Annotated in this window: 18 protein-coding genes and 2 pseudogenes; 8 read left to right on the forward strand and 12 right to left on the reverse strand. The window is 42.7% G+C overall.

Annotated features, from left to right (window positions below; translation table 11 throughout):
- Positions 1 to 286: 286 nt before the first annotated feature.
- Positions 287 to 769 carry an FKBP-type peptidyl-prolyl cis-trans isomerase gene (locus ACU6U9_RS13845; RefSeq protein ID WP_446735613.1) on the reverse strand — a complete coding sequence of 161 codons (483 nt, stop codon included), beginning with the start codon at positions 767 to 769 and terminating at the stop codon, positions 287 to 289.
- 99 nt (positions 770 to 868) lie between these two features.
- Positions 869 to 1,549: an SDR family oxidoreductase gene (locus tag ACU6U9_RS13850; protein ID WP_446735614.1), complete on the reverse strand. Its 681-nt coding sequence runs from the start codon at positions 1,547 to 1,549 to the stop codon at positions 869 to 871.
- Between the two features lie 123 nt (positions 1,550 to 1,672).
- Between ACU6U9_RS13850 and ACU6U9_RS13855 the strand changes: the two genes are divergently transcribed.
- Positions 1,673 to 2,272 (forward strand): DUF938 domain-containing protein, encoded by a 600-nt coding sequence (locus tag ACU6U9_RS13855; protein ID WP_446735615.1) that lies wholly within the window; start codon positions 1,673 to 1,675, stop codon positions 2,270 to 2,272.
- Between the two features lie 201 nt (positions 2,273 to 2,473).
- Here the strand turns inward: ACU6U9_RS13855 and ACU6U9_RS13860 are convergent, their stop codons facing one another.
- The 3 genes from ACU6U9_RS13860 to ACU6U9_RS13870 form a co-directional block, all read right to left on the reverse strand.
- Positions 2,474 to 4,102: a hypothetical protein gene (locus ACU6U9_RS13860; protein WP_446735616.1), complete on the reverse strand. Its 1,629-nt coding sequence runs from the start codon at positions 4,100 to 4,102 to the stop codon at positions 2,474 to 2,476.
- A gap of 335 nt (positions 4,103 to 4,437) precedes the next feature.
- Positions 4,438 to 5,259 carry a hydroxypyruvate isomerase family protein gene (locus ACU6U9_RS13865; RefSeq protein ID WP_446735617.1) on the reverse strand — a complete coding sequence of 274 codons (822 nt, stop codon included), beginning with the start codon at positions 5,257 to 5,259 and terminating at the stop codon, positions 4,438 to 4,440.
- Positions 5,260 to 5,280: 21 nt separating this feature from the next.
- Complete coding sequence (locus ACU6U9_RS13870; protein ID WP_446735618.1) at positions 5,281 to 6,156, reverse strand: NAD(P)-dependent oxidoreductase; 876 nt, start codon at positions 6,154 to 6,156, stop codon at positions 5,281 to 5,283.
- 139 nt (positions 6,157 to 6,295) lie between these two features.
- Here ACU6U9_RS13870 and ACU6U9_RS13875 point away from each other — a divergent pair, with 139 nt between their 5' ends.
- The gene (locus ACU6U9_RS13875) at positions 6,296 to 7,129 is read left to right on the forward strand and encodes an HDOD domain-containing protein (RefSeq protein WP_446735619.1); all 834 of its coding nucleotides are present in this window, start codon (positions 6,296 to 6,298) and stop codon (positions 7,127 to 7,129) included.
- A 42-nt stretch (positions 7,130 to 7,171) separates the two neighbouring features.
- Here ACU6U9_RS13875 and ACU6U9_RS13880 read toward each other — a convergent pair whose 3' ends face one another.
- Entirely contained in the window at positions 7,172 to 8,359 is a 1,188-nt protein-coding gene (locus ACU6U9_RS13880) for an MFS transporter (protein WP_446735620.1), read from the reverse strand.
- Positions 8,360 to 8,711: 352 nt separating this feature from the next.
- On the opposite strand from ACU6U9_RS13880, the gene ACU6U9_RS13885 reads away from it, so the two are divergent.
- The gene (locus ACU6U9_RS13885) at positions 8,712 to 9,587 is read left to right on the forward strand and encodes a DMT family transporter (RefSeq protein ID WP_446735621.1); all 876 of its coding nucleotides are present in this window, start codon (positions 8,712 to 8,714) and stop codon (positions 9,585 to 9,587) included.
- A 10-nt stretch (positions 9,588 to 9,597) separates the two neighbouring features.
- On the opposite strand, the gene ACU6U9_RS13890 is transcribed toward ACU6U9_RS13885, so the two are convergent.
- From ACU6U9_RS13890 to ACU6U9_RS13900, 3 genes are all read right to left on the reverse strand, one after another.
- Positions 9,598 to 10,017 (reverse strand): BLUF domain-containing protein, encoded by a 420-nt coding sequence (locus ACU6U9_RS13890; RefSeq protein WP_446735622.1) that lies wholly within the window; start codon positions 10,015 to 10,017, stop codon positions 9,598 to 9,600.
- 397 nt (positions 10,018 to 10,414) lie between these two features.
- The gene (gene ilvN, locus ACU6U9_RS13895; protein WP_283787542.1) at positions 10,415 to 10,906 is read right to left on the reverse strand and encodes an acetolactate synthase small subunit; all 492 of its coding nucleotides are present in this window, start codon (positions 10,904 to 10,906) and stop codon (positions 10,415 to 10,417) included.
- The gene (locus ACU6U9_RS13900) at positions 10,906 to 12,630 is read right to left on the reverse strand and encodes an acetolactate synthase 3 large subunit (RefSeq protein ID WP_446735623.1); all 1,725 of its coding nucleotides are present in this window, start codon (positions 12,628 to 12,630) and stop codon (positions 10,906 to 10,908) included. Before ACU6U9_RS13900 ends, ilvN begins: the two co-directional genes overlap by 1 nt.
- Positions 12,631 to 13,059: 429 nt before the next feature.
- On the opposite strand from ACU6U9_RS13900, the gene ACU6U9_RS13905 reads away from it, so the two are divergent.
- Positions 13,060 to 13,506 (forward strand): DUF4124 domain-containing protein, encoded by a 447-nt coding sequence (locus tag ACU6U9_RS13905; protein WP_446735624.1) that lies wholly within the window; start codon positions 13,060 to 13,062, stop codon positions 13,504 to 13,506.
- A 33-nt stretch (positions 13,507 to 13,539) separates the two neighbouring features.
- On the opposite strand, the gene pgeF is transcribed toward ACU6U9_RS13905, so the two are convergent.
- Positions 13,540 to 14,277 (reverse strand): peptidoglycan editing factor PgeF, encoded by a 738-nt coding sequence (gene pgeF, locus ACU6U9_RS13910; RefSeq protein WP_446735879.1) that lies wholly within the window; start codon positions 14,275 to 14,277, stop codon positions 13,540 to 13,542.
- A gap of 16 nt (positions 14,278 to 14,293) precedes the next feature.
- Positions 14,294 to 15,266 (reverse strand): annotated as a pseudogene (rluD, locus tag ACU6U9_RS13915) (23S rRNA pseudouridine(1911/1915/1917) synthase RluD).
- A gap of 177 nt (positions 15,267 to 15,443) precedes the next feature.
- Between rluD and ACU6U9_RS13920 the strand changes: the two are divergent.
- Positions 15,444 to 16,265, forward strand: coding sequence for an outer membrane protein assembly factor BamD (locus ACU6U9_RS13920; protein ID WP_446735625.1), 822 nt, complete (start codon positions 15,444 to 15,446; stop codon positions 16,263 to 16,265).
- Positions 16,266 to 16,358: 93 nt separating this feature from the next.
- Here the strand turns inward: ACU6U9_RS13920 and ACU6U9_RS13925 are convergent.
- Positions 16,359 to 17,994 (reverse strand): annotated as a pseudogene (locus ACU6U9_RS13925) (NAD+ synthase).
- Positions 17,995 to 18,063: 69 nt separating this feature from the next.
- Here ACU6U9_RS13925 and ACU6U9_RS13930 point away from each other — a divergent pair.
- The 3 genes from ACU6U9_RS13930 to ACU6U9_RS13940 all read left to right on the forward strand — a co-directional run bounded on the left by ACU6U9_RS13930 (position 18,064) and on the right by ACU6U9_RS13940 (position 21,585).
- A complete protein-coding gene (locus tag ACU6U9_RS13930) occupies positions 18,064 to 19,614 on the forward strand; it encodes an ATP-binding protein (protein ID WP_446735626.1) in 1,551 nt (516 codons plus the stop codon).
- Positions 19,611 to 20,951 carry a sigma-54-dependent transcriptional regulator gene (locus ACU6U9_RS13935; RefSeq protein WP_446735627.1) on the forward strand — a complete coding sequence of 447 codons (1,341 nt, stop codon included), beginning with the start codon at positions 19,611 to 19,613 and terminating at the stop codon, positions 20,949 to 20,951. Before ACU6U9_RS13930 ends, ACU6U9_RS13935 begins: the two co-directional genes overlap by 4 nt.
- Positions 20,952 to 21,042: 91 nt before the next feature.
- Positions 21,043 to 21,585, forward strand: a complete 543-nt coding sequence (locus ACU6U9_RS13940) for a GspH/FimT family pseudopilin (RefSeq protein ID WP_446735628.1) — start codon at positions 21,043 to 21,045, stop codon at positions 21,583 to 21,585.
- The last annotated feature ends 89 nt before the right edge of the window (positions 21,586 to 21,674 follow it).

Here is a 21,674-nt window from a genome sequence, read left to right on the forward strand (position 1 = left end):
TATTATTCTTTGGCAGTTTAAATAGTACAAACAGTAAATCAGATTGCAAAGAGAAATGAAACCTATGGAGGATACTCAACTTGCGTTTAAATATATGCAGCCCGATCACCGGCATGCAAGCAACCTTCGGCTACTTTAGAGGATAATTTGGCATTATTTAAAGTTGGATGTAGAGAGAGAATACATGTGTAAATAGAGAAACAAAAAATGACTTGAGCATCGTTGATGTTTGACACATAACGCTTCCCAAGTCATTTTTCAACACAGCGATATAAACACGTTCGCTTTAGTGGTGATGCCCACCTTCACCGTGCACATGGCCATGCGCTAACTCTTCCGCTTCGGCTGGGCGCACTTTTTCAATGCTGATATCAAACGTAATGGTTAATCCCGCTAATGGGTGATTCGTATCCACGTCTACATTGAATTTACCTACTTTAACAATGGTCACATCACGCATGCCGTTATCAGTATTTACTTTTACCGCTTGGCCTTTTTGTAATTTACCTTTAGTTGATAAGTGCTTAATAGGAATACGCTGCACACCCGCTTCGTTGCGCTCACCGTAAGCTTGCTCTGGGGTGAGCGTCACTTGAAATTGATCACCTTCATTTTTATCTGCAAACTCAGCTTCTAGTGCCGGTAAAATATTACCGTGGCCAAATAAAAACGTCATTGGGTGACTATTGGTGCTGGTTTCAAACGCTTTGCCATCTTCACCTGCAAGTGTGTAATGAAAGTACACTACGTTGTCTTTTTCGATACTCATTGTTTTTCCTACTGAGTTAATTTCACAATTAACGATTTCTAAAATATGTCTGCGAATCTTACTTTTTTATCAGGATAAACATACCCAATCACTGAAGCGCTACCAAGGTAAGGATTGACCATTGGAATGCCAAAAACCACCCGTATTGTCTAAGTTCAAATCACTTACTCGATCCAAAATGCCTTTAGCGGCTTGGTCAGGTGTAATGTCACCGTTAAAACCCACCATACGAGTTTGTACAAACCCAGGATGCACAACGGCAACGGCAACGCCTTTTGGTTTTAAATCCATGGCAAGGGACTTTGTAAACGCATTCAGTGCCGCTTTACTCGCACGGTAACCATAGTAGGCACCACTGGTATTGTCTTCGATACTGCCCATACGGCTGGTGATGTTAACCACCTTTGAACCATCTTTTAAGAAAGGCAATAATGCATGGGTGATTTTAAGCGGAGCCAACGAGTTGATCTCAAATTGTTCACGAATCTGATCCACTTCCATTTGCTCTAGTGTTTCATTCTTAAATAGACCCGCATTATTGATCAGTACATCAAGTTTGAAGTCATCGCCTTGGGCAAGCTCTAGCACTTGTATGACGCTGTCCATGGCATCGTCTTGGCTTAAATCGATGCCACTTATCACAAGGTCCGCAAGCTCTTCGATTTCATCTGAGCTTTCACGGCACACCGCAATTACTTCACTGCCTTGAGCCACATATTGTTGTGCCATAGAAAGGCCAATGCCGCGATTGGCGCCTGTTATTAATACCACTTGTGACATACTGACCTCTATCTTGAATTTTGCTGGTTATTTTACATAGACTGACACATTTTACTGCCTTTACTCACTAGAGGCACCCATGGTTTAGGGTATCTGTGTAAAAAGCCTGTTTTAAGGAGTGTTATGTCTGAGAAAATCACCAATCCGTCCTGTATACGAAACCAACAACCTATATTAGATGCATTATCCCCTTGGCTAACAGGTAATGGGCCACTATTAGAATTGGCCAGTGGTACTGGCCAACATGGCGTGCATATTTGTACTCAACTGCCCAGTCTACAGTGGCAACTCAGTGAGCACCCTTCTCAAGTTGCGCTATCACAACCTTGGCAGCAAGAAGCACAACTGGGCAATTTATTGCCTTGTATGCCATTGGATATCACGCAAATAACATGGCCTGTGCCCTCAAATACGTATCAATATGCTTATTGCGCAAATTTACTGCACTTTGTCAGTGCCGATGAGGTCAATACTGTTTTTAAAGGAATCAGCCTTACTCTCAAAAAAACAGGTCTATTTTTTTGCTACGGCCCCATCAATGAAAATGGGTTTACCAGTGAAGGCAATGTAAATTTGGATGAATGGCTAAAACACGATGTGAACCCACAGGCGGGTATTAAAGAATTAACATTTTTACAAGAATGTGCAGGCGATCATGGCCTACGCTTTAAAGAAAGGCTTAATTTACCGGCAAATAATGTGATTTTAGTTTTTGAAAAATAACAAAAACAGTCACAAACTTTGTAGTAAAAACGTAGAACAGGTCGAAATTTTCGATCTAGAAGATTTGAATTAAAAACGTGACGGCTAAACAATAAACATAATATTTTAGCCGCCACGGCAACACAATACGGTTGCCGCTTATCGTAAAATGAACGTTATACGCGAGTCCCGTATAATTCATTCATATCATTAACACTCATGTTAAAGATTACAAATACCTTGGTTATAATCCACAACCGCAGCCGATTGAGAGTTAGACCACAACGGTGTTTGATATTCTTCGTAGAATGTTTTGGCTGCCTCTGTTTCTTCAACTATGTAGCCGAAGTCTTGCAACGTTGCAGGGTATAAGTTTTTAGAACCCACATAAAATGCTGCTTGGTCAACTGCTATCACTTTAGCGTGATTACCAATACTGTTGCCGTTGCTCCACTTGCCAACACCACTGGCAATGCGCAAAGGCGCTAACTGCAAATTTTGACAGATTTTTGCTTTTGCATTACTGCTTGATAAATTGCCACGTGATTTCACTTTACGCACAAGAATATCGGTAATGTCAGACATTTTTTTCATGTTTGAATAAGGCGCCACAACAGACTGCTTTGCACCAGGCGTACTGGTAACAATTTGTACTTTCACATCTTGTAAAAGTTTATCGGCTAACACATCAAACAAACGCGCATCGTAATAAGCGTTTGCAACTGGGGCCACACACGGAGCGATAAGATCTTGTTGAGAAATAAAGACGGATTCTTGTGCACTACGAATCAATGTACGTAAACCTTCTTCTTCTGGGTTAGCAACCGTATAACGTTTATCATTGTTGTAATAATCTTTGAAAAGCCATGAGCAATCCGCGGAGCTATCATTTGCTTTCTCTAGTCCGCCACTATCACCACCGGGAACATCCATACCAAACCCTAAACCACCCAATGCCATCACGGTGGCGTTGCCTTGGCTTGCAGTACTAACAGTAGTGTGTGTTTTTGGACACGCATTGCCCATCGCAGGTGTGCGCTCGATATCAACATAAAACGTATCATTCACAACACCAGTACTCCAAGTACACGCAAAGTCCCATAAAAGATCCGCAAACACATGCGCGGATTCAGATGCAGGACCAATCAAACGCATAGAAACGTCACTAATCGGGTTTGCCACATCACCGTAAGCGCCTTCCCAAAGATTGTGTCCGCCGACGATGGCCGTTTTACTATCAACCGCAATAATTTTTGAGTGATTCCAAGAATATAACCAACTGGTTTCAACGCCCGCCACAATAATATTGGCATCATTGTATTGCACGCCTAAGTCGCTCTTTAAACGAGATACATAAGCCGCCGCGCTTTCAGTCACTGGCGAACTAAAGTTACCCATGCCTGGAGGCGTACCACCTAAGATACGAATGGTTAGGTTTGGGTTACTGATTAATGCGTCCGAAATACCATCAACAATGGCTTTTTGAAAAATACCATCAGGGTACGTCACTAATGTCGTGATATCGACCCAATGTTGTGCAGCCGAAATATCTCGATAAATCGTATCCGCTAACGTTTGTGCGCCTGGTGCTTGCTGACATTGTGCATCGCCCCAGCAATTTGGGGTTTGTAATAACCAATCACTTTTATAAGGGCCGTAACCCGCAATGTCATTGCCCGTAGTACGTTGCCAAACCGTGCCTTCTGAACCCGGCGCTAAATCACGCAATGCTGTTTCAACAGCATCAATGTGTGGTGTAGCGGCCAAACTTTGTGTTGATAGCAATGCACTGGCAAGCAGCGTTGCGGTGGTAAGCGCTTTTGAAAGCGGCTTATTAATAAATAATGTCATAGAGAGTATGTAGCCTCATTATTGTTTTTATTAAATTGAACGTTCAATCAATTTAAAATTTGGCGCAGAAGTATAAGGTTGAATGCTCAGCGGTTGCAATGTTTTGAACAAAGGAAGTGCAGAAAAACTAATATGAAGTGTTGGCTGCGCTTGATTCATTATTCCGTGGATTAAAATAATGCGTCACAACATCCGTTTAAGCGCAGCCAGCTCCTTAGCGACGTGATAAATAAAGATTCGTTTGTGCGGTCTTTATAGGGTTCCCCCGAGTCTAGGCTTAATCCGTTAAGCTTATTCATGTTAACGGCTTATATGTTGTGAGCTTTAATTTAAATTTAGTAAGGGGATAGTTTCGTTTCATGAGGATGGTTAAGCCATTCTAAATCGAATTGCTCCATCCAACCTAAGCTTGCTTGAGTATCGCCATTACTTGGCCGGTATTCCGCGCTCACATAACCGTGATAGTGACTGTTTTTTATATCATCAAAAATACTTTTAAAGTTCAAATTTCCACTTAAAGGCTCGCCTCGTCCGGGGACATCCGCGAACTGTATGTGGCCGATCATATTCGAATGATGACGCAAGGTTTCATCAACATTACCATCCATAATTTGCATGTGATAAATGTCATACTGCATTTTTAAATTAGGGTGATTTAACTCCGCTAAAATATCCAACATTTGTTCTGTATGGTGAATAATAAAACCCGGCATATCTTTGGTGTTAACCGCTTCAAATGTCACCAAAATCTCATGCTTTTGCATGAGTGTTGCGACTTTTAACAAATTCTTTTTAAGCGTAGCCATATAGTGCACATGTTGACTTTCATCCAAGCAACGCCCTGGTAGCACATTCACCATCTTCACACCCAGTGCTTTGGCATAAATATAAGCTTGCTTGATTGCGTCTTCGAATTGCGCTTCTTTACTTGGCACACAAGCAAGGCCTTCGCCCCCTAACATTAAGTCATCAGCAGGCAAATTAATTAAACAGATATCCACACCCGCTTGTGTTTTAGCGGCCGCTAAATCATCGGCACTTTCTTCATAAGGAAACTGAATTTCAACGGTTTTAAAACCCGCATCCGCAGCGGCTTGAAAACGCTCTAGTAAAGGGACTTCAGTAAACAACAGGGATAAGTTTGCAACTAATCTCATGTGACACTCCTTAAATTCGTTTTACACTTTACGTTTAACCACGTTTTCATACAGCGCGACCAAGGTTGCGGGGTCTTGCTCGGCAAAGCCTTTGCTCGCATGCTGACGCATCAGTTGCGCACCAAGTCCGGCCATCGGTGTGGCACTGCCTAACGCTTTACTTAAATCTCCTGCCATATCTAAGTCTTTAAGTAAGGTTTTGACATGCCATTTAATGTCATCAAAATCGTGCACAGCCATACGTGATCCGGTTAACTGAAGAGGCGTACTATCCGCAAAACCGCCTGTTAATGCCGTCGGAATGTTAGCCGCATCAACCCCGGCTCGCTTTGCCATGGCCATGACTTCTGCAATCACTAAAACATTACAACTGACAATCATTTGATTACAAATTTTAGTGGTTTGCCCTGCACCACTTTCGCCCATATACGTTAGACGTTGCCCTAGGTTTAACAATAGCGGCTCTAAGGATTTCAGCGTACTTTCTTCACCCCCCGCCATCATTGCCAAGGTACCCGCTTGCGCACCAGCCACACCACCAGAAACAGGGCAATCAATCCAACTGGCGCCTTGTTTAGATACGCTATGGGCCAAGGCTTGGGTCGCATCTGGGCTGATTGAGCTGAAGTCCACTATCACATGACCGTTACGTAAATAAGGTAACAAGCACGCAATGACCTCCTGCACCGCCTGTGTATTCGATACACACAGCATAATAACGTCACTATTTTGTGCTAAATGTTCTATTGAAGCGGCTTGATTTGCCCCAAGCTCAGCCAATGGTAAACATTTATCGCTATTGCGATTCCACACGGTTAATGGCACATTTGCGCTAAGTAATCGCTTACACATGGGCAAGCCCATTAAACCAATGCCAATAAAACCAACGCTAACCATGAGGACCCCTTATACTTTTTCATCTTGATTGATCTATTCTAACAAAGAGCACACAAGATTGAGCCAAATATCCATATCCTATTCGCCAAGTTGAACAGGGTGTTCTAATCTTAGAAACAGCATAACAGTGGACGTCAGCATGAATTTATCCGACTTATTTGATCACAATCAAAATTTACCCAATATCCCAAAGGTAGTTCAAGAACTTATCCAAACCTTTAACCAATCCGATTTCAATATGGACGAAATCGCAAAGAAAATTAGCCTTGATCCAGTACTCACCGCCAAAGTGTTACGTTTAGCAAATTGCGCCCATTACGGCGTCAGTCGAACCATATCAAGTACAGCAGATGCCTCTGTATTACTGGGCTTTTCAACCCTTAGAACATTAGTACTTGCCTCCGGTATTACCGGTGCAATGCAAAGCCCTGTAGGGTTTAATCGTAAGGAATTTTGGCGCGATAATTTTGCTGTCGCGGCTATCGCTAAATGGATGGCACCATATTGTAAAATTAATCCAGAGACGGCGTTTACCTGTGGCATGCTTCACAGCATTGGTGAGTTACTCATTCAACTCTTAATGCCTCATGAAGCAAAAAGAATTCACGCAGCGGTTGAGGCGGGAGATCAATTGGAAAGTGTCGAGCAATCAATGCTCGGTTATACCTATGCAGATGTGGGCGCAGAATTAGCCAAACGCTGGAAATTCCCAGATGCAATTGCAGATGGTATTCGCTATCAATGTCATGATGAGTTAGTAAATTTAGAGCAACCGCTTGCAGGTCTGATGTATATTGCAGTTTATATTCATAATTCTCACAAAAAAGGATTATCTGATCCCGAGATTCTCAAAGGGTTTCCCTTAGATATCGCCAAAAACATTAATATGGATACTGAAAAAGCCCTTGCGGATTTAGAAAGCGTTGATGGCATTGAATCCGGCATGGACACTTTGCTCGAAGATATTGCTTAATCATTCTTTAATGCGCAACAAAAAACACTCACAAGCCACTGACTAAGTGGCTTGTTCGGTTTTTACATTAAAAAAATACCAGCGCGCAATTAATACCAAGGCAAACATCAATAGTGGCACTGCAATTAAATTAAGAGCTAACCAACCGAAATTAAATACCATCCAACCCGCACACAACGACATAATAGCTTGAGTACTGAATACACAAACATCATTCATCGCTTGTACCGTAAAGCTTTCTTGCTTGTCGTATTGTTGCGCTAATAAGGCCGTACCACCAACAAATAGAAAATTCCAACCAGTACCTAAACAAACTAATGCACCCCAATATCCCCAATAACTTTGGTCAAGTATGGCAATCGTGATTGCAACACTCATAACAATTAACCCTAGTAACAACATCGTAAACAAACTAAATAGTCTGAATAAAATGGGGGCAAATAACGAAGGAAGAAACATCGCCATAATATGGCTTTGTATCACTGTTTTAGTGTCGTTTAACGGGTAATTTTTAATTTCGCTCATGCTGACCGGTGTTGCCGTCATAATCAAACTCATAACACCAAACGCCACCGCTGCGCTGGCAATCGCAGCCCCAATACCGGGATGAGTCAGCAATGCTAACCATGAACGTTTTACAAATGTAAGGTCATTTGTAGGCTCGATCTCAGCAAAAGGAATCACACTTAACAAAATCAGTAATACCACATGACTAAGTGCCAGCAAAATAAAACTGCCACTAAAGGTGTGCGCGTATAAATCCTTCCCCTGCATTGCAATCTCAGGACCCAACCATGCCGCTAATAAGCCACCCAACATAACCACACTGGCGGTTATGGCCACTTTATCGGCTGACACCCACTCTATGGCGGCAAACCGAAATTGTTGCACAAATGCCATGTGACCTCCGAGTAAAAATATACTAAAACATAAACCTAAAAAGTTTTCGTTGCGCACACTATAAAACGCCAATATAGAACCTAAAATAGCCACTAGCGTGGCGTAGATAAATCCACTGCGCCGACCAATGCGTTTCATAATAAACGCAGCCGGCATGCTGGTCACGGCACTTCCCACAACCAGTGCGGCAACTGGTAACGTCGCTAACGCCGCTGATGGCGCAAACAAAACACCCAAAAAACCGCCTACAAAAATAACCATAGGTGCGGTGAGCATACCAAGCGCTTGAGCTAAGGTGATCAGCCAAACAGGGTAAGGGATTGAAAACACGACCGTTGCCTTTTAAAAAGATACAAAAAATACTGACGAACAAACAGTATGCCTGTTTTTAGTGACGCTTTCTCGTATGGATTTTCATGCGCCTATAGAATATTTGTCATCAATACATTTTATATTATGATAAAGCTTGAAGCGCTTAAGAAAACTGGCTTTAATGGGTTTGTTATTTACAGGCATACACAATGTACGTACTCAAAAGTATTCATCAATACGCTTCATCTTCACTCATGTGGTGGCAACACGCTTTTACTAGCTAGGTTCCATCATGCCTGGCTGTTTAATGCCAGGTCATACCTCCTCGTTATACAGCCTCATATATTGCAGCACATTCAAGGAGCAGGCTGTGACATCACACTTTAAGTTTGGATTAGGCTTGGCGCTACTAGCCAGCTTTCTATTTTCATTAAAACCTATTCTTATTAAAGAAGCTTATGCACTGGGCGCAAACAGCGAAGGCTTAATGGTTTTAAGAATGTGGTTTGCCTTCCCTTTTTACTTAGCCTTACTTATATGGCAACTCCCAGAGCTAGTGGGAAAGAAAAAATATGTGGTAGGTGCGGTTACTACTGGATTTTTAGGCTATTTTTTATCGAGCTACCTCGATCTACTGGCCCTTGAAACCATCAGTGCCCATGCAGAGCGGATTATTTTATATGCATACCCAAGTTTGGTCGTGCTAATAAAAGCCGCATGGGATAAAAAAATGCCCTCTAAACACGTAATGCTTGCAGTTGTGATTGTATATGCCGGTTTAATCGTATTATTACCCGGTGAATTTACGTTACACGGCTCATGGTTCGGCTTAACCTTAATGCTATGTTGTGCCATCACGTTTGCGGTTTATGTATTACTGAGCAAACCTCTAATCGAAAAATTAGGCGCCAGTTTATTTACATCCGTCGCTATGGTTAGCTCATGTTTATTTACTCAAGTGAATTTACTGCACACACCAATACACACTGTCTTAGAATACCCTACGGGCGTATATGGTTATGGTTTTGCTTTAGCATTCTTTAGCACAGTGATTCCCAGCTACGCTATGAGCGGAGCCATCGCGCGTATTGGGTCAGAACGCACCGCCATTACCGGAACAACGGGCCCACTGTTTACAACATTATTAGCGGTTTGGATTCTAGGCGAGACCCTTACGCCCTTTCATTTAACAGGGCTAGGGCTTGTCATTATAGGAGTGTACTTAATTAGTCAAAAAACTAGCTAATCAATAACAATCAGATGGCGGTGACGTTATTACTTAACTCGACTAACATCTGATATGTGCTTTCACCGTTCATAGTGAATGGGTCAAAATCTCGATTATTTGAGTACTTCAGATTAATTTCGTCCGTGATTTTTTTCTCAGGAATAAACGCCATCTGCCAAGTGGTAAATTCTCGATGGGGAATTTGTGTATAACCCAGCAAAATGATGTGATCATGACGAGGGTCTTGCAGGATTCGATGATAGGCGTTATTGATTGCTTCACGGCTACCCTCAATGCACTGCAAAAAATGCTTTCGGTTAAAGCACAAAACACCGGTTATATTTTCATCTTTATTTCGTTTTCTGGATTTTTCCAGTATTTGGTCTATGTCATCCGTTTTAAAACGACTCGTAACCTTACTGCAATAAATCAAGCGCATTAAATACATGACCCACCCATTTTTTACCACTGTTCATTTCCAGATTAGACTAAGATAATCAATAGGGACTGGGTATTTCAAAAAGGGTTATAAGCTTTTCTCATATAAGCAATGAAAGAAACACTCTAATGATCTAATAGAATATATAAAAGCTTGAGATAAGTTTACGCATTCGATTAATTTTGGCTTTTTCTGATTAAATTAGCCGCAGACATAGCACTATTTAGAATACTCAATCGCGTGGTAAAAACAACAAAACTAAATCATTAAAACTTTCTAAAAAAAGAACGGTTCAAAGAAAAAATAAGAACGCCAAAAATACTGCAACTAATTAGCCTGTAGTCCGGACACAAAAAACGCGTTACTTTTTAAAAGTAACGCGTTTTTTATTTAAGCCTAATATCAATTACAGACTTAAGGTCTTCTCGCCACGAGCAATACCAGAAACACCAGTACGCACTGTTTCTAAAATACAATTTGTACCAATGGCTTCGATAAACGCTTCTAACTTGTCAGTGGCACCTGTTAACTGAATGGTATAAACATTTGCGGTTACATCCACAATTTGACCACGGAAAATGTCCGCTGTACGTTTAATTTCAGCACGCTGTGAACCTGACGCTTTGACTTTAATTAGCATCAATTCACGCTCAAGGTGAGCACCTTCGGTTAAATCAACCAATTTCACAACCTCAATTAATTTATTTAATTGTTTCGTGATTTGTTCGATTACACGGTCAGGGCCTGACGTGGTAATAGTCATTCGTGACAGAGTCGGATCTTCTGTTGGCGCAACGGTTAACGTTTCAATGTTATAAGAGCGCTGTGCAAACAAACCAACAACACGTGCTAGAGCACCTGGTTCGTTTTCTAATAAAATCGAAATAATGTGTCTCATTAGGTGCGCTCCGTTTTACTTAACCACATATCACGCATGGTTCCTAATGGCACCTGCATCGGATAAACATGCTCTTCAGGGTCAACCACCACATTTACAAACACTAAGCGGTCTTTGTATTTACCGAAGCAGTCTTCCATTGCACCTTGTAACTGGTCTTTTGTTTCCACGTTTAAGCCAATGTGGCCATAGCTTTCGGCTAACATTGTCCAGTCTGGTAATGAATCCATGTAAGAGCTTGAATGGCGACCTTCGTAGTTCATGTCTTGCCATTGGCGAACCATGCCAAGAGAGCCATTATTCAAACAGAAAATTTTCACGGCTATGCCGTACTGTAAGCACGTGGACAATTCTTGAATGTTCATTTGAATTGAACCTTCACCCGTCACACACACAACCATTTCATCAGGAAAGTTTAATTTAATACCCATGGCAGCAGGAAAACCAAAACCCATGGTGCCAAGACCACCTGAGTTGATCCAACGATTTGGTTTATCAAACTTATAGTATTGCGCGGCAAACATTTGATGCTGACCTACGTCAGAACAAATATAAGCATCACCTTTAGTGGCCTTCCATAAACCTTCAATGGCCTCTTGTGGTTTTAACAAGCCATTGTCGTTCTTTTCGTATTCGCCACCGTGACGCTTGCGCCACTCTTCAATTTGTTTCCACCATGAATCAATGGCTTTCGAATCTGGCTTTTGATTAATTTCTGCGATGGTCTCTAAGAAATCATCTAATACACTATCAACCGGACCAACAATTGGAATATCTACGGTCACGGTTTTAGAAATCGAAGATGGATCAATGTCGATGTGAACAATTTTAGCATCTGGGCAAAATTTACTGACAGCATTGGTTACACGATCGTCAAAACGTGCACCGATTGCTAAAATCACATCAGAGTGATGCATGGCCATGTTGGCTTCATAAGAACCGTGCATACCCAGCATACCCAAAGACTGGCGATCAGTCGCAGGGTAAGCACCTAAACCCATTAAGGTTTGTGTGATTGGGTAGTTAAGTTCACGTACCAATTTACGCAGTTGCTCAGAAGCTTTGCCTAAAATGACACCGCCGCCAGAATAAATCATTGGGCGCTTAGCCGCCAATAACAACTCAACCGCCTTACGAATTTGACCGCTATGACCTTTAACAGGTGGCGCGTAAGAACGAATTTTTACTTTTTTAGGGTATGAAAATTCATGGCGATCATTTGGTACCGTCATGTCTTTAGGAATATCAATCACAACAGGACCAGGGCGACCCGTTGTCGCAATGTGAAACGCTTTCTTAACCGTCTCACCAATTTCGCTTGGGTGCTTGATGCTAAAACTGTGCTTAACGATAGGACGTGAAATACCCATCATATCGGTTTCTTGGAAAGCATCATCACCAATCAAATGGCTCATTACCTGACCGGTAATAACAACCATAGGAATAGAGTCAGTAAACGCCGTGGCAATACCTGTAATGGTATTGGTGGCGCCAGGGCCAGACGTTACCATGACCACACCAGGCTTACCTGTTGCGCGAGCATAACCATCAGCCATGTGTGTCGCCGCTTGTTCGTGACGCACTAGGACGTGTTTGACCGCTTCTTGTTGATAAAACGCATCATACACATGTAACAAGCTACCACCTGGGTAACCATAAACATATTCAACACCCTCTTCGTGAAGGGAGCGAACTAACATTTCTCCGCCGGAAAGCATTTCCACCGTTTTTTCCTCTCATCCGCAAGCTCGCCGTGTGCGAGCTGGAAATTCATTGCAATAGGATTGTTTGACGCTAAACCATCGTCAAAACTACCGCACCGTACTGGCCTTACGCCAGGGTGTAACGGGTGATGAAAAACTTGTAGTTATTCACCAAGATCAACTGCATCTTAGGCAACTGATTCGAATTCGGCTGGGACGAGGTCATCATCCCAGAAAGACCACCAAAAACCCTAACGGGGGTGACCGTCGTGGGCGAAAAATTGGGCTGCTAATTTTGACAGCACAGCACGTTAAGTCAAGCCAATTCAGGCGATATAGCCTTGATTTTGCTTGACATTTAATGCTTTGAGCACTGCGTGCTTTGCTTTTGTGCAAAAACCGTTAAAGTTGACCCCTAACGACCTTATGAATACAAAAAGAATTCTAACTATGCGCACAATAACCTTACTTTTTACCCTGTTTTTATTGGCCTCTGCTCACGCGGGCCAAGTTTACAAATGGACTGACGAAAGCGGCCAAACCCATTTCTCTCAGTTTCCGCCAGAAAAAGCCCAATCTGAAAACATTATGGTTAATACACCTAAAGCGGCTAATTCTAAGCAGGCAACGGAGCAATTACAAAAAATGCGTCAGCAATTACAAGAACAAGGCGTAGACCGCACCACAGAATCAGAAGAAGAAAAACAAGAAGCCAAAGATGCTGAACGCATGGCTGAAAACTGCAAGAAAGCAAAACAGCGCTTAATCGACCTAAAGAACAATGGCCGGATTTATAAAACCCTAGAAAATGGTGATCGCGAATGGTACGACGAGAAAGGCCGTGAAAACTTAATTAAAGACGCACAAAAAGATGTAACAAAATACTGCGCCAAATAACCACACAAAGCGTAACAACCTAAGCTGACAGAGCTATTCTGTCAGCCAAATACAACTGGCCATGCGCCCTGTTACACCGTCACGGCGATAACTAAAAAAGCGTGTTTGATCGCTATAAGTGCAATCATCCCCACCGTAAACCCAATTTACACCTACACCCGCTAAACGTAATCGCGCTAGTGAGTATAGATCCGCCAGCCACTTACCTGCATTTGGTGATGGCTTAAAACATCCTTCGCTGGCAGCATCTTTAGTGCAAAAACAATCTTTCACATCTTGACCAACTTCAAATGCATCAGAACCAATCGCAGGGCCTAGCCAAGCCATTACTTCGCTGGTATCACTAAATGAAGAGGCGGTATTCTCCAATACGCCATCCAATAGGCCACGCCAGCCTGCATGAGCGGCCGCGACTTGAGTTCCTTGTTTATTACAAAACAGCACGGGCAAACAGTCAGCCGTCATCACCGCACACACTTGTTTTGTATCACGGGAGAAACTGGCGTCTGCATCGCAGACACCTTGATATCCTGAGCCATTAACAACCGCAATGCCGTGAACTTGATTCAACCACATTGGCTGGCCAGGCAAAACATCATTAAGTATCTGGCGATTTTGCTTTACGTGGTCAAGGTCATCACCCACATGCACACCCAAATTAAATGCATCATATGGCGCCATACTGACGCCACCAGTACGTGTCGTACTTAAACACTTCACATTTACTGGTGCAGGCCAATTGGGGTAAATACAATCAAGCGGCGTTGTCATCAAAATAGCCTTGTCATTAATAGTCCGCAGTACCGTGATGCTCTGCGTCATATCTTAGCTCGTCTAACAGCTCTTCAAAGTCTTCAGGTAAATCCACTTCCCAACTGATTAGCTCATTAGTTGCAGGATGATGAAGCTCTAGCTTTTTAGCATGCAGCGCTTGGCGCGGAAAATCACGCAACACTTCACGCAGCTCATGGCTTACCCCTTTAGGTAATCGCACACGGCCACCATATGTAGCATCACCAACAAGCGGGTGTTGAATATGGGACATGTGCACACGAATCTGGTGAGTACGGCCTGTTTCTAATTTAACACGCACATGGGTATGTGTAGGAAATTGCGATAACACTCGGTAATGAGTAATGGCTTCTTTGCCCGTTGGGTGCACTGCCATTTTTGTGCGGTCTTTCATATGGCGCGCAATCGGCTCTTTTATAGTAGCACCACCCGTCACAGTGCCTTGTAAAATGGCTTCATATTCACGCCCCATTTCACGGCTTTGCAGCTGCTCAACTAAGTGATTCTGCGCTTGTAGGGTTTTCGGCCACAACCATTAAGCCGGTTGTGTCTTTGTCCAAGCGATGAACAATCCCTGCTCGCGGAATATTGCGCAGCTCTGGGCAATGATGCAATAACCCATTTAACAACGTACCAGAGTGATTACCCGCCGCAGGATGCACGACTAGATTCATGGGTTTATTGATAACTAGGATATGTTCGTCTTCAAATACGATAGGAAAGTCGATTTCTTCAGGTAACCACTCACCCTCAGATTGCATCACGACATCTATCACCAGCTGCTCCCCACCCACCAGCTTTTCTTTGGGCTTGCGCGTTTCACCATCAACGGTGAGGTCGCCATCGAGTATCCACATTTTTAAGCGAGCCCGACTATAATCAGGAAATAATTGAGCCGCTATTTGATCAAAGCGTTTATTGCCCAGCTCATCTGGAACCTTAATGCTGTGTTGTATCTTTTCTGACATAGTTAAACCTTTGAACTAAAGCACCTATTGCGAATCACACCTAGTTAAGTACGCGTCTTGCCCTTGATGAGCAAAAGACACATAAGTAACCTTGGTGATTAGCGCGCCTGTATGGTTAAATTGCGCGCTGACACAACAATAACAGTAAATATTTTGAAGATTATATCAGATAGACCTATGCGAATTCTCTTGATCCTTGCTACCAGTTTGATTTTAGTGGCTTGCTCCAGCGATGGTAAGCGCCCTGGCGACGAAATGACCGAGCGTGAAATCTATGAAAAAGCCATTGAGGCCATAGATAACGAAAACTACTTCTTAGCGGTTGAGACGCTTCAGCAGCTCGAAAACAAATACCCTTTTGGTAATTTCAGCGAACAAGCCCAGCTAGAAATGATCTTTGCTCAGTTTAGTGCACAAGAACTTGAAGGTGCTCGCGCCAGTGCGGAACGCTTCATTCGTTTACACCCGGAGCATGAAAACGTTGATTACGCTTATTACTTAAAAGCACTAAGCAGCTACGAATTGGGCTTAAGCCTAGTAGAGCGCTACTTTGCCGATGATGAGGCAAAACGTGACCCACAACCGGCACGTGACTCATTTCAAGAGCTCAATGAACTCATTCGTAAATTCCCTGATAGTCAATACGCCCCCGACGCACGCCAACGTATGATTTACCTGCGCGATCGCTTAGCATTACATGAAATCCATATTGCTCAATACTATTTGAAGCGTCATGCATATTTAGCCGCTGCAAACCGTGGTCGTAACATTGTTGAAAACTACCAAGGTACGAAGCACGTAGCCACTGGCTTAGCCCTCATGGTTGAAGGCTATGAATTACTAGGACAACAAGATTTGGCCAATAAAAGCCTTGCTGTGCTTAAAGCCAATTTCCCTAAGCATGCGCAACTAAAGAACGGTAAGTTTGTCCATAGCGGTTGGGCGCAAAAAGACCGCAAGAGTATCTGGAATGTCATCACACTTGGCCTAATTGATTAATACTCCTATCAATTACTCATAATAAGTTTTTCATAAAAAAACCGGCTGCTGCCGGTTCTTTTTATGAACAATAAACACTAAGCCATGCTTATTTTAGTGGCCTATTTTCCAGCCATTGGTGATTGGGTAACGACGATCTCGACCAAAGCCACGTTGGGTTAAACGCACACCAACCGGCGCTTGACGACGCTTATACTCATTCACATCCACTAAACGTAATACTCGGCGCACATACTCATCACTGAAGCCTTTGGCCACAATGCTGACGGCGCTTTGATCTTCTTCGATGTATAAACGCAAAATTTCATCTAATACAGGATACGGCGGCAAAGAGTCTTCATCCACTTGACCTGGGGCAAGCTCGGCTGATGGCGGACGGGAGATAACCCTTGGAGGAATCACCTCTTCTATGGTGTTGCGATATTTAGACAGTTCAAACACTAAGGTTTTATAAACATCTTTCAGTACGCCAAAACCACCGGCCATGTCGCCGTATAAAGTGGCATAACCGACCGCCATTTCACTCTTATTACCCGTGGTTAGTACCATGAAGCCTTTATTTATTGCTCATGGCCATCAGCATTACTCCACGGCAACGGCTTTGTAAATTCTCCTCTGTGGTGTCGACTTTGGTACCGGCAAATTCGTCCTCAAGCATGCTCATAAAGCTGTTGTACATGGGCTCAATTGGCAACACTTTATACTGTACACCTAAACGATTAGCTTGATCTTCTGCATCGTGCAAGCTCATTTGCGAGGTGTATTTAAACGGCATCATAACCGCCTCCACTCGCTCTTTCCCTAATGCATCTACCGCAACGGCTAAGGTCAAACCAGAATCAATGCCCCCTGATAACCCAAGTAGCACACCTTTAAATCCGTTTTTATTAACATAATCTCGCACCCCTAAAACAAGGGCATCATAAATATTTGCGAGTTTTTCTTGCGGCTGCACTAAGCTACCCTCAATGCTCTGGCATGTGCCATGATCAAAATTAAACGTAACCATATCTAACGCCTCTTGATAATGAACACTACTGGCACGTAAATCACCTTTAGCATCTACAACCAATGAGCCACCATCAAATACCAGCTCGTCTTGGCCACCCACAAGATTGACATACACAACGGGCATGTCACCTTGCTGGGCGCGCTGTTTTAACAAGTCTCTACGATGTTGGGATTTATCAATGTGAAATGGCGATGCATTTAAGTTCAACATGCACTTAGCACCATTGGCTTTCGCACTTGTCATCACTTGAGGCTGCCAAATATCTTCACAGATACTAATGGCACAAGGGATACCTTTAATTTCGACAACCGAGCTACTCTGGCCTTCTGTAAAATAACGCTTCTCATCAAATACTTGGTAGTTAGGTAAGTGTTGTTTAGCGTATTCGTATTGGCACGTCCCATCAAAAAACACGCCCGCCATATTATACAATTGGCCATCAATACGCTTGGGATACCCCATCACAATGCTAATTGGTAGGCGTGCCTGCTGGATAAGAGTAATAGCTTCATTAATTCGCGTATCTAAGCTTGTGCGAAACAATAAGTCCTCTGGCGGGTAACCTGTGAGCGTCAATTCTGGGAATACAATGGCATCCGCCCCTCCATTCACAGCCTTTTCAGAGCACTCTAATACACGCTGAGCATTGCCTGCGATATCGCCTACTAACAGGTTTATCTGTGCTAAACAGATCTTTAAAGCTTGTTCGGACACCATTACTACCTTGATTCCAACCACGAAAGCCCCGTATTCTGCGAGAATTGTAAACTTTGGGCAATCAAAACCATGCACTCAATGCGCCGCTACCCACCTATTTATTTGATTTATGGGTATTTTACTCTCGGAGTTGCCTCATTATTCATTGGTTTCTATTTATTTGAAGAAAAACTGCATTGGTGGCAAGTAGGCGATCAAAAAGTACTGCCGATCATTCTGGGCGCCTACCTAGCGCTTGCCGTCACTAATATTACGCAATCAAAGCACCAGCAGGTATTTCGCTTAGATCGATTTCTGGTCAACCAGATGCTTGAGATTTTAATCATGGGGGTACTCATGATTTACATTACCCCCAACCAACAAGATTTAGCCGTGATACTTCTATTTCATGTGGGTATTGGTAACTTGATCGTCAGTAAGCGCTATGGTTACTTCTTAGCCGCTATGGCGACAATCATGGTCTTAGCCCAAGGGTTTCTACACCCACTGAGCATTGCAGCAGACCGTGTTCTTTCAGGCAGCTTAATAGGTGTCTTATTTTTCATCGAAGCCTTTATCACCCAAGTGATGCGCTCAAATTTTAACGAGGTTAAATTTGAAGCGAAACAAACTCGAGATAGACTCAATAGCTCCGCCAAATTAAACGATTTAATTATTGAGCGTATGCATACTGGTGTATGCCTCATTAATAATATGGGCCAAGTCATTAGAGTGAATCGTGCGGCCCAAGAACGCATGCCGAACCTTACACTTAATCAATTTATCCCCAACCCATTATTTGAACGCTTTAAATATTGGCAAGAATACAATTTACAAAATGAAAATGAAGTCAGTGTTACACTCAATAAAAATATCAACCCTGTTTTTGTTTATTTTGCCAGTATCGATAACAACAGCACACTTATCTTTATGGAAAACAAAGAAACGGTTATGCGTAAAGCCCATCAATTTAAGTTAAATTCCTTGGCGAGAATGGCCGCTAGTATCGCCCACGAAATACGCAACCCCTTAAATGCCATCAGCCACGCATCACAGCTATTAGCCGAAAATCATACATTGCCCGCTCAAGATAAACGTCTGTGCGATATTATTTTTAATCACTGTCAAAGAATGGATACGATTATCAACAACGTTATGCAAATCAGTAAACGTAAACCTTCTGAATTAAAGTGGATTCAATTAAATCATTGGTTAATCGATGTAACACACGAACTAAGCGAGCAGTTAAACTGTGCAATTGATGTTCAAGGTGACGCCCTCGATATTCGCTTTGACCCATCCCAGTTACACCAAATTTTGTTAAACTTAATTCAAAATTCAGTTCGCTACGCTGGTGCTAATCATGCGCAAGGCGTCAGTATCACGTTACTGCGTGTCGCGAATCGTCCTTGTTTGCGTTTTAAAGACTCAGGCCCTGGACTCAGCAGCTCTGTCTTAGAGTATTTGTATGAGCCTTTTCACACCACATCCGCAGATGGAACAGGGCTAGGCTTATATCTCATAAAAGAACTGTGTGAAGCGAATCATGCTGAAATACGATATGATTCAGATTATAAAAAAGGGGCATCATTTGATATTTTATTTGCCCATGATTTTGAAGAACAAAAGGACGCACCATGAGTCATATTCTCATCGTGGATGACGAACCCGATATTTTAGAACTGATATCCATGACGATTGATCGTCTAGGGTTTCACTGCGTAACCGCATGCTCCATAGCCGATGCTGAGTATCAGCTCGGCTTACAAGCCTTTGATTTATGCTTAACAGACATGCGCCTTCCTGATGGCTCTGGCCTCGATTTGGTAAGCCATATTCAGTCTCAGTACGAAAATATGCCAGTGATCGTTTTAACCGCTTATGGCAGTGTTGATATTGCGATTGAAGCTATGAAGCAAGGTGCGTTTGATTTTTTATCAAAACCCGTCGAACTCGAAAAATTAAAAGCAACAATACAATCCGCACTCTCGTTATCAACCAACACTAAAACTCCCACTGAAAACACAGCCGACATTCCTAATATGATTGGCGCCTCACAAGCTATGTTGCAGCTTAAAAACCAAATTATAAAAGTTGCTCGCAGCCAAGCGCCTGTTTTCATACATGGTGAATCCGGCTCAGGTAAAGAATTGGTTGCACGCGCTATACACCAGCTTAGCTCAAAACAAAATCAGGCCTTTATCCCTGTGAACTGTGGCGCGATTCCGTCCGAATTAATGGAAAGTGAATTTTTTGGCCATAGGAAAGGCGCGTTCACGGGTGCGACACAAAATAAGGAAGGCTTTTTTCAAGCAGCCAATGGCGGCACATTGTTTTTAGATGAAGTAGCGGACCTTCCGCTATCTATGCAAGTCAAGTTATTACGAGCCATACAGGAAAACGTCATTCGTCCAGTTGGCAGTGAAGTTGAGGAAGAAGTAAATGTTCGTATTCTTTCTGCTAGTCATAAAAACTTACAAAACGAAGTTGCCAACCAGTCATTTAGGGAGGACTTATTTTATCGATTAGATGTCATTAATTTACAAGTCCCACCACTTAGAAACAGAAAAGAAGATATTTCAACACTCAGTTTACACATCATTCATCGCTTAACGACATCTTTAGATATCCCCGCTATATCTTTAGATAAAAGTGCCCTTGATGCATTAAATCACTATGACTTTCCCGGAAACATCCGTGAGCTTGAGAATATATTACAACGAGCCATGACACTTATTGATGGGCGAGTGATTAATTCGAACGACCTTGCTTTAAAGCCTGCTCAAACAAAAAGCAACACTCAGGTATCAAGCTTGCAGTCAGGCCAGTCACTAGAAGAATACCTTGAAGACATTGAAAGGCGCATATTAAAAGAAACACTAGAGCAGTGCCGTTGGAATAAAACAGCGGCAGCTGAGCAGCTAGGTATGAGCTTCAGGTCCATGCGATATCGATTGAAAAAGTTACACATTGAGTGATTTTTATACTTTCTTCTAAGTGTAATTATTGAAAGCCCCTTTAAACTAGGCAAGCATTCTCAATCAAACTGGCATACACGGAGGTATTTCAGTGCGAGGATTTACCCTAATAGAACTCATGGTCTCAACCGCTATTCTGGCGTCATTCCTTGCCCTTGGAGTCCCCGCCATGCAAGGCATGATAGAACGCCATGAAAGTAACACCGCTTTTTATAACTTGAGACGCACATTTGCCAATGCAAGAGGCTTAGCTCAAGATAAATCAATCAATGTTTCCGTGTGCCCTATTCAAGGGGCTGATTGTACGTCTAGTTGGGATGATACCGTGACGGTGTTCAATGATCGAAACTTTAACAACACGGTTGATGAGGACGAAGTGGTCTTTTTCAGTACATCCATAAGTAATCGTCATGGTTACTGGCTAAAAACCAAGTCAAATCAATCCTATGTCCGCTTTAATCCCTTAGGGCATGCTTTTTCGTCAGCCAGTACCTTTCTATATTGCCCATATTCAGATCATGACAAAATTGCAAAAAGCATCGTGATAAGCTTCCAAGGGCGCATTAGAACGGCACCTTACCTTAACAAACAAGGTATTCCATATGCCAAATACTCCACTATCGACTGTAACTAGCTTATTTCATATCAAGTGTTTTGTGAGCGAGTCGTCACAACAACCTTATCTCATAGCCATTAAACCTTGAAAAACCACCGCTAGTCCGT

The sequence above is a fragment of the Pseudomonas sp. HK3 genome (assembly GCF_052920985.1).

Bases quoted from the DNA above. Each gene is read 5' to 3' on its own strand.
- ACU6U9_RS13870 (WP_446735618.1), bottom strand. From the start codon at position 6,156: ATGGTTAGCGTTGGTTTTATTGGCATTGGTTTAATGGGCTTGCCCATG.
- ACU6U9_RS13855 (WP_446735615.1), top strand. From the start codon at position 1,673: ATGTCTGAGAAAATCACCAATCCGTCCTGTATACGAAACCAACAACCT.
- ACU6U9_RS13935 (WP_446735627.1), top strand. From the start codon at position 19,611: ATGAGTCATATTCTCATCGTGGATGACGAACCCGATATTTTAGAACTG.
- ACU6U9_RS13890 (WP_446735622.1), bottom strand. From the start codon at position 10,017: ATGTATTTAATGCGCTTGATTTATTGCAGTAAGGTTACGAGTCGTTTT.
- ACU6U9_RS13845 (WP_446735613.1), bottom strand. From the start codon at position 769: ATGAGTATCGAAAAAGACAACGTAGTGTACTTTCATTACACACTTGCA.
- ACU6U9_RS13905 (WP_446735624.1), top strand. From the start codon at position 13,060: ATGCGCACAATAACCTTACTTTTTACCCTGTTTTTATTGGCCTCTGCT.
- ilvN (WP_283787542.1), bottom strand. From the start codon at position 10,906: ATGAGACACATTATTTCGATTTTATTAGAAAACGAACCAGGTGCTCTA.
- ACU6U9_RS13875 (WP_446735619.1), top strand. From the start codon at position 6,296: ATGAATTTATCCGACTTATTTGATCACAATCAAAATTTACCCAATATC.
- ACU6U9_RS13930 (WP_446735626.1), top strand. From the start codon at position 18,064: ATGCACTCAATGCGCCGCTACCCACCTATTTATTTGATTTATGGGTAT.
- ACU6U9_RS13865 (WP_446735617.1), bottom strand. From the start codon at position 5,259: ATGAGATTAGTTGCAAACTTATCCCTGTTGTTTACTGAAGTCCCTTTA.
- ACU6U9_RS13850 (WP_446735614.1), bottom strand. From the start codon at position 1,549: ATGTCACAAGTGGTATTAATAACAGGCGCCAATCGCGGCATTGGCCTT.
- pgeF (WP_446735879.1), bottom strand. From the start codon at position 14,277: ATGACAACGCCGCTTGATTGTATTTACCCCAATTGGCCTGCACCAGTA.
- ACU6U9_RS13920 (WP_446735625.1), top strand. From the start codon at position 15,444: ATGCGAATTCTCTTGATCCTTGCTACCAGTTTGATTTTAGTGGCTTGC.
- ACU6U9_RS13860 (WP_446735616.1), bottom strand. From the start codon at position 4,102: ATGACATTATTTATTAATAAGCCGCTTTCAAAAGCGCTTACCACCGCA.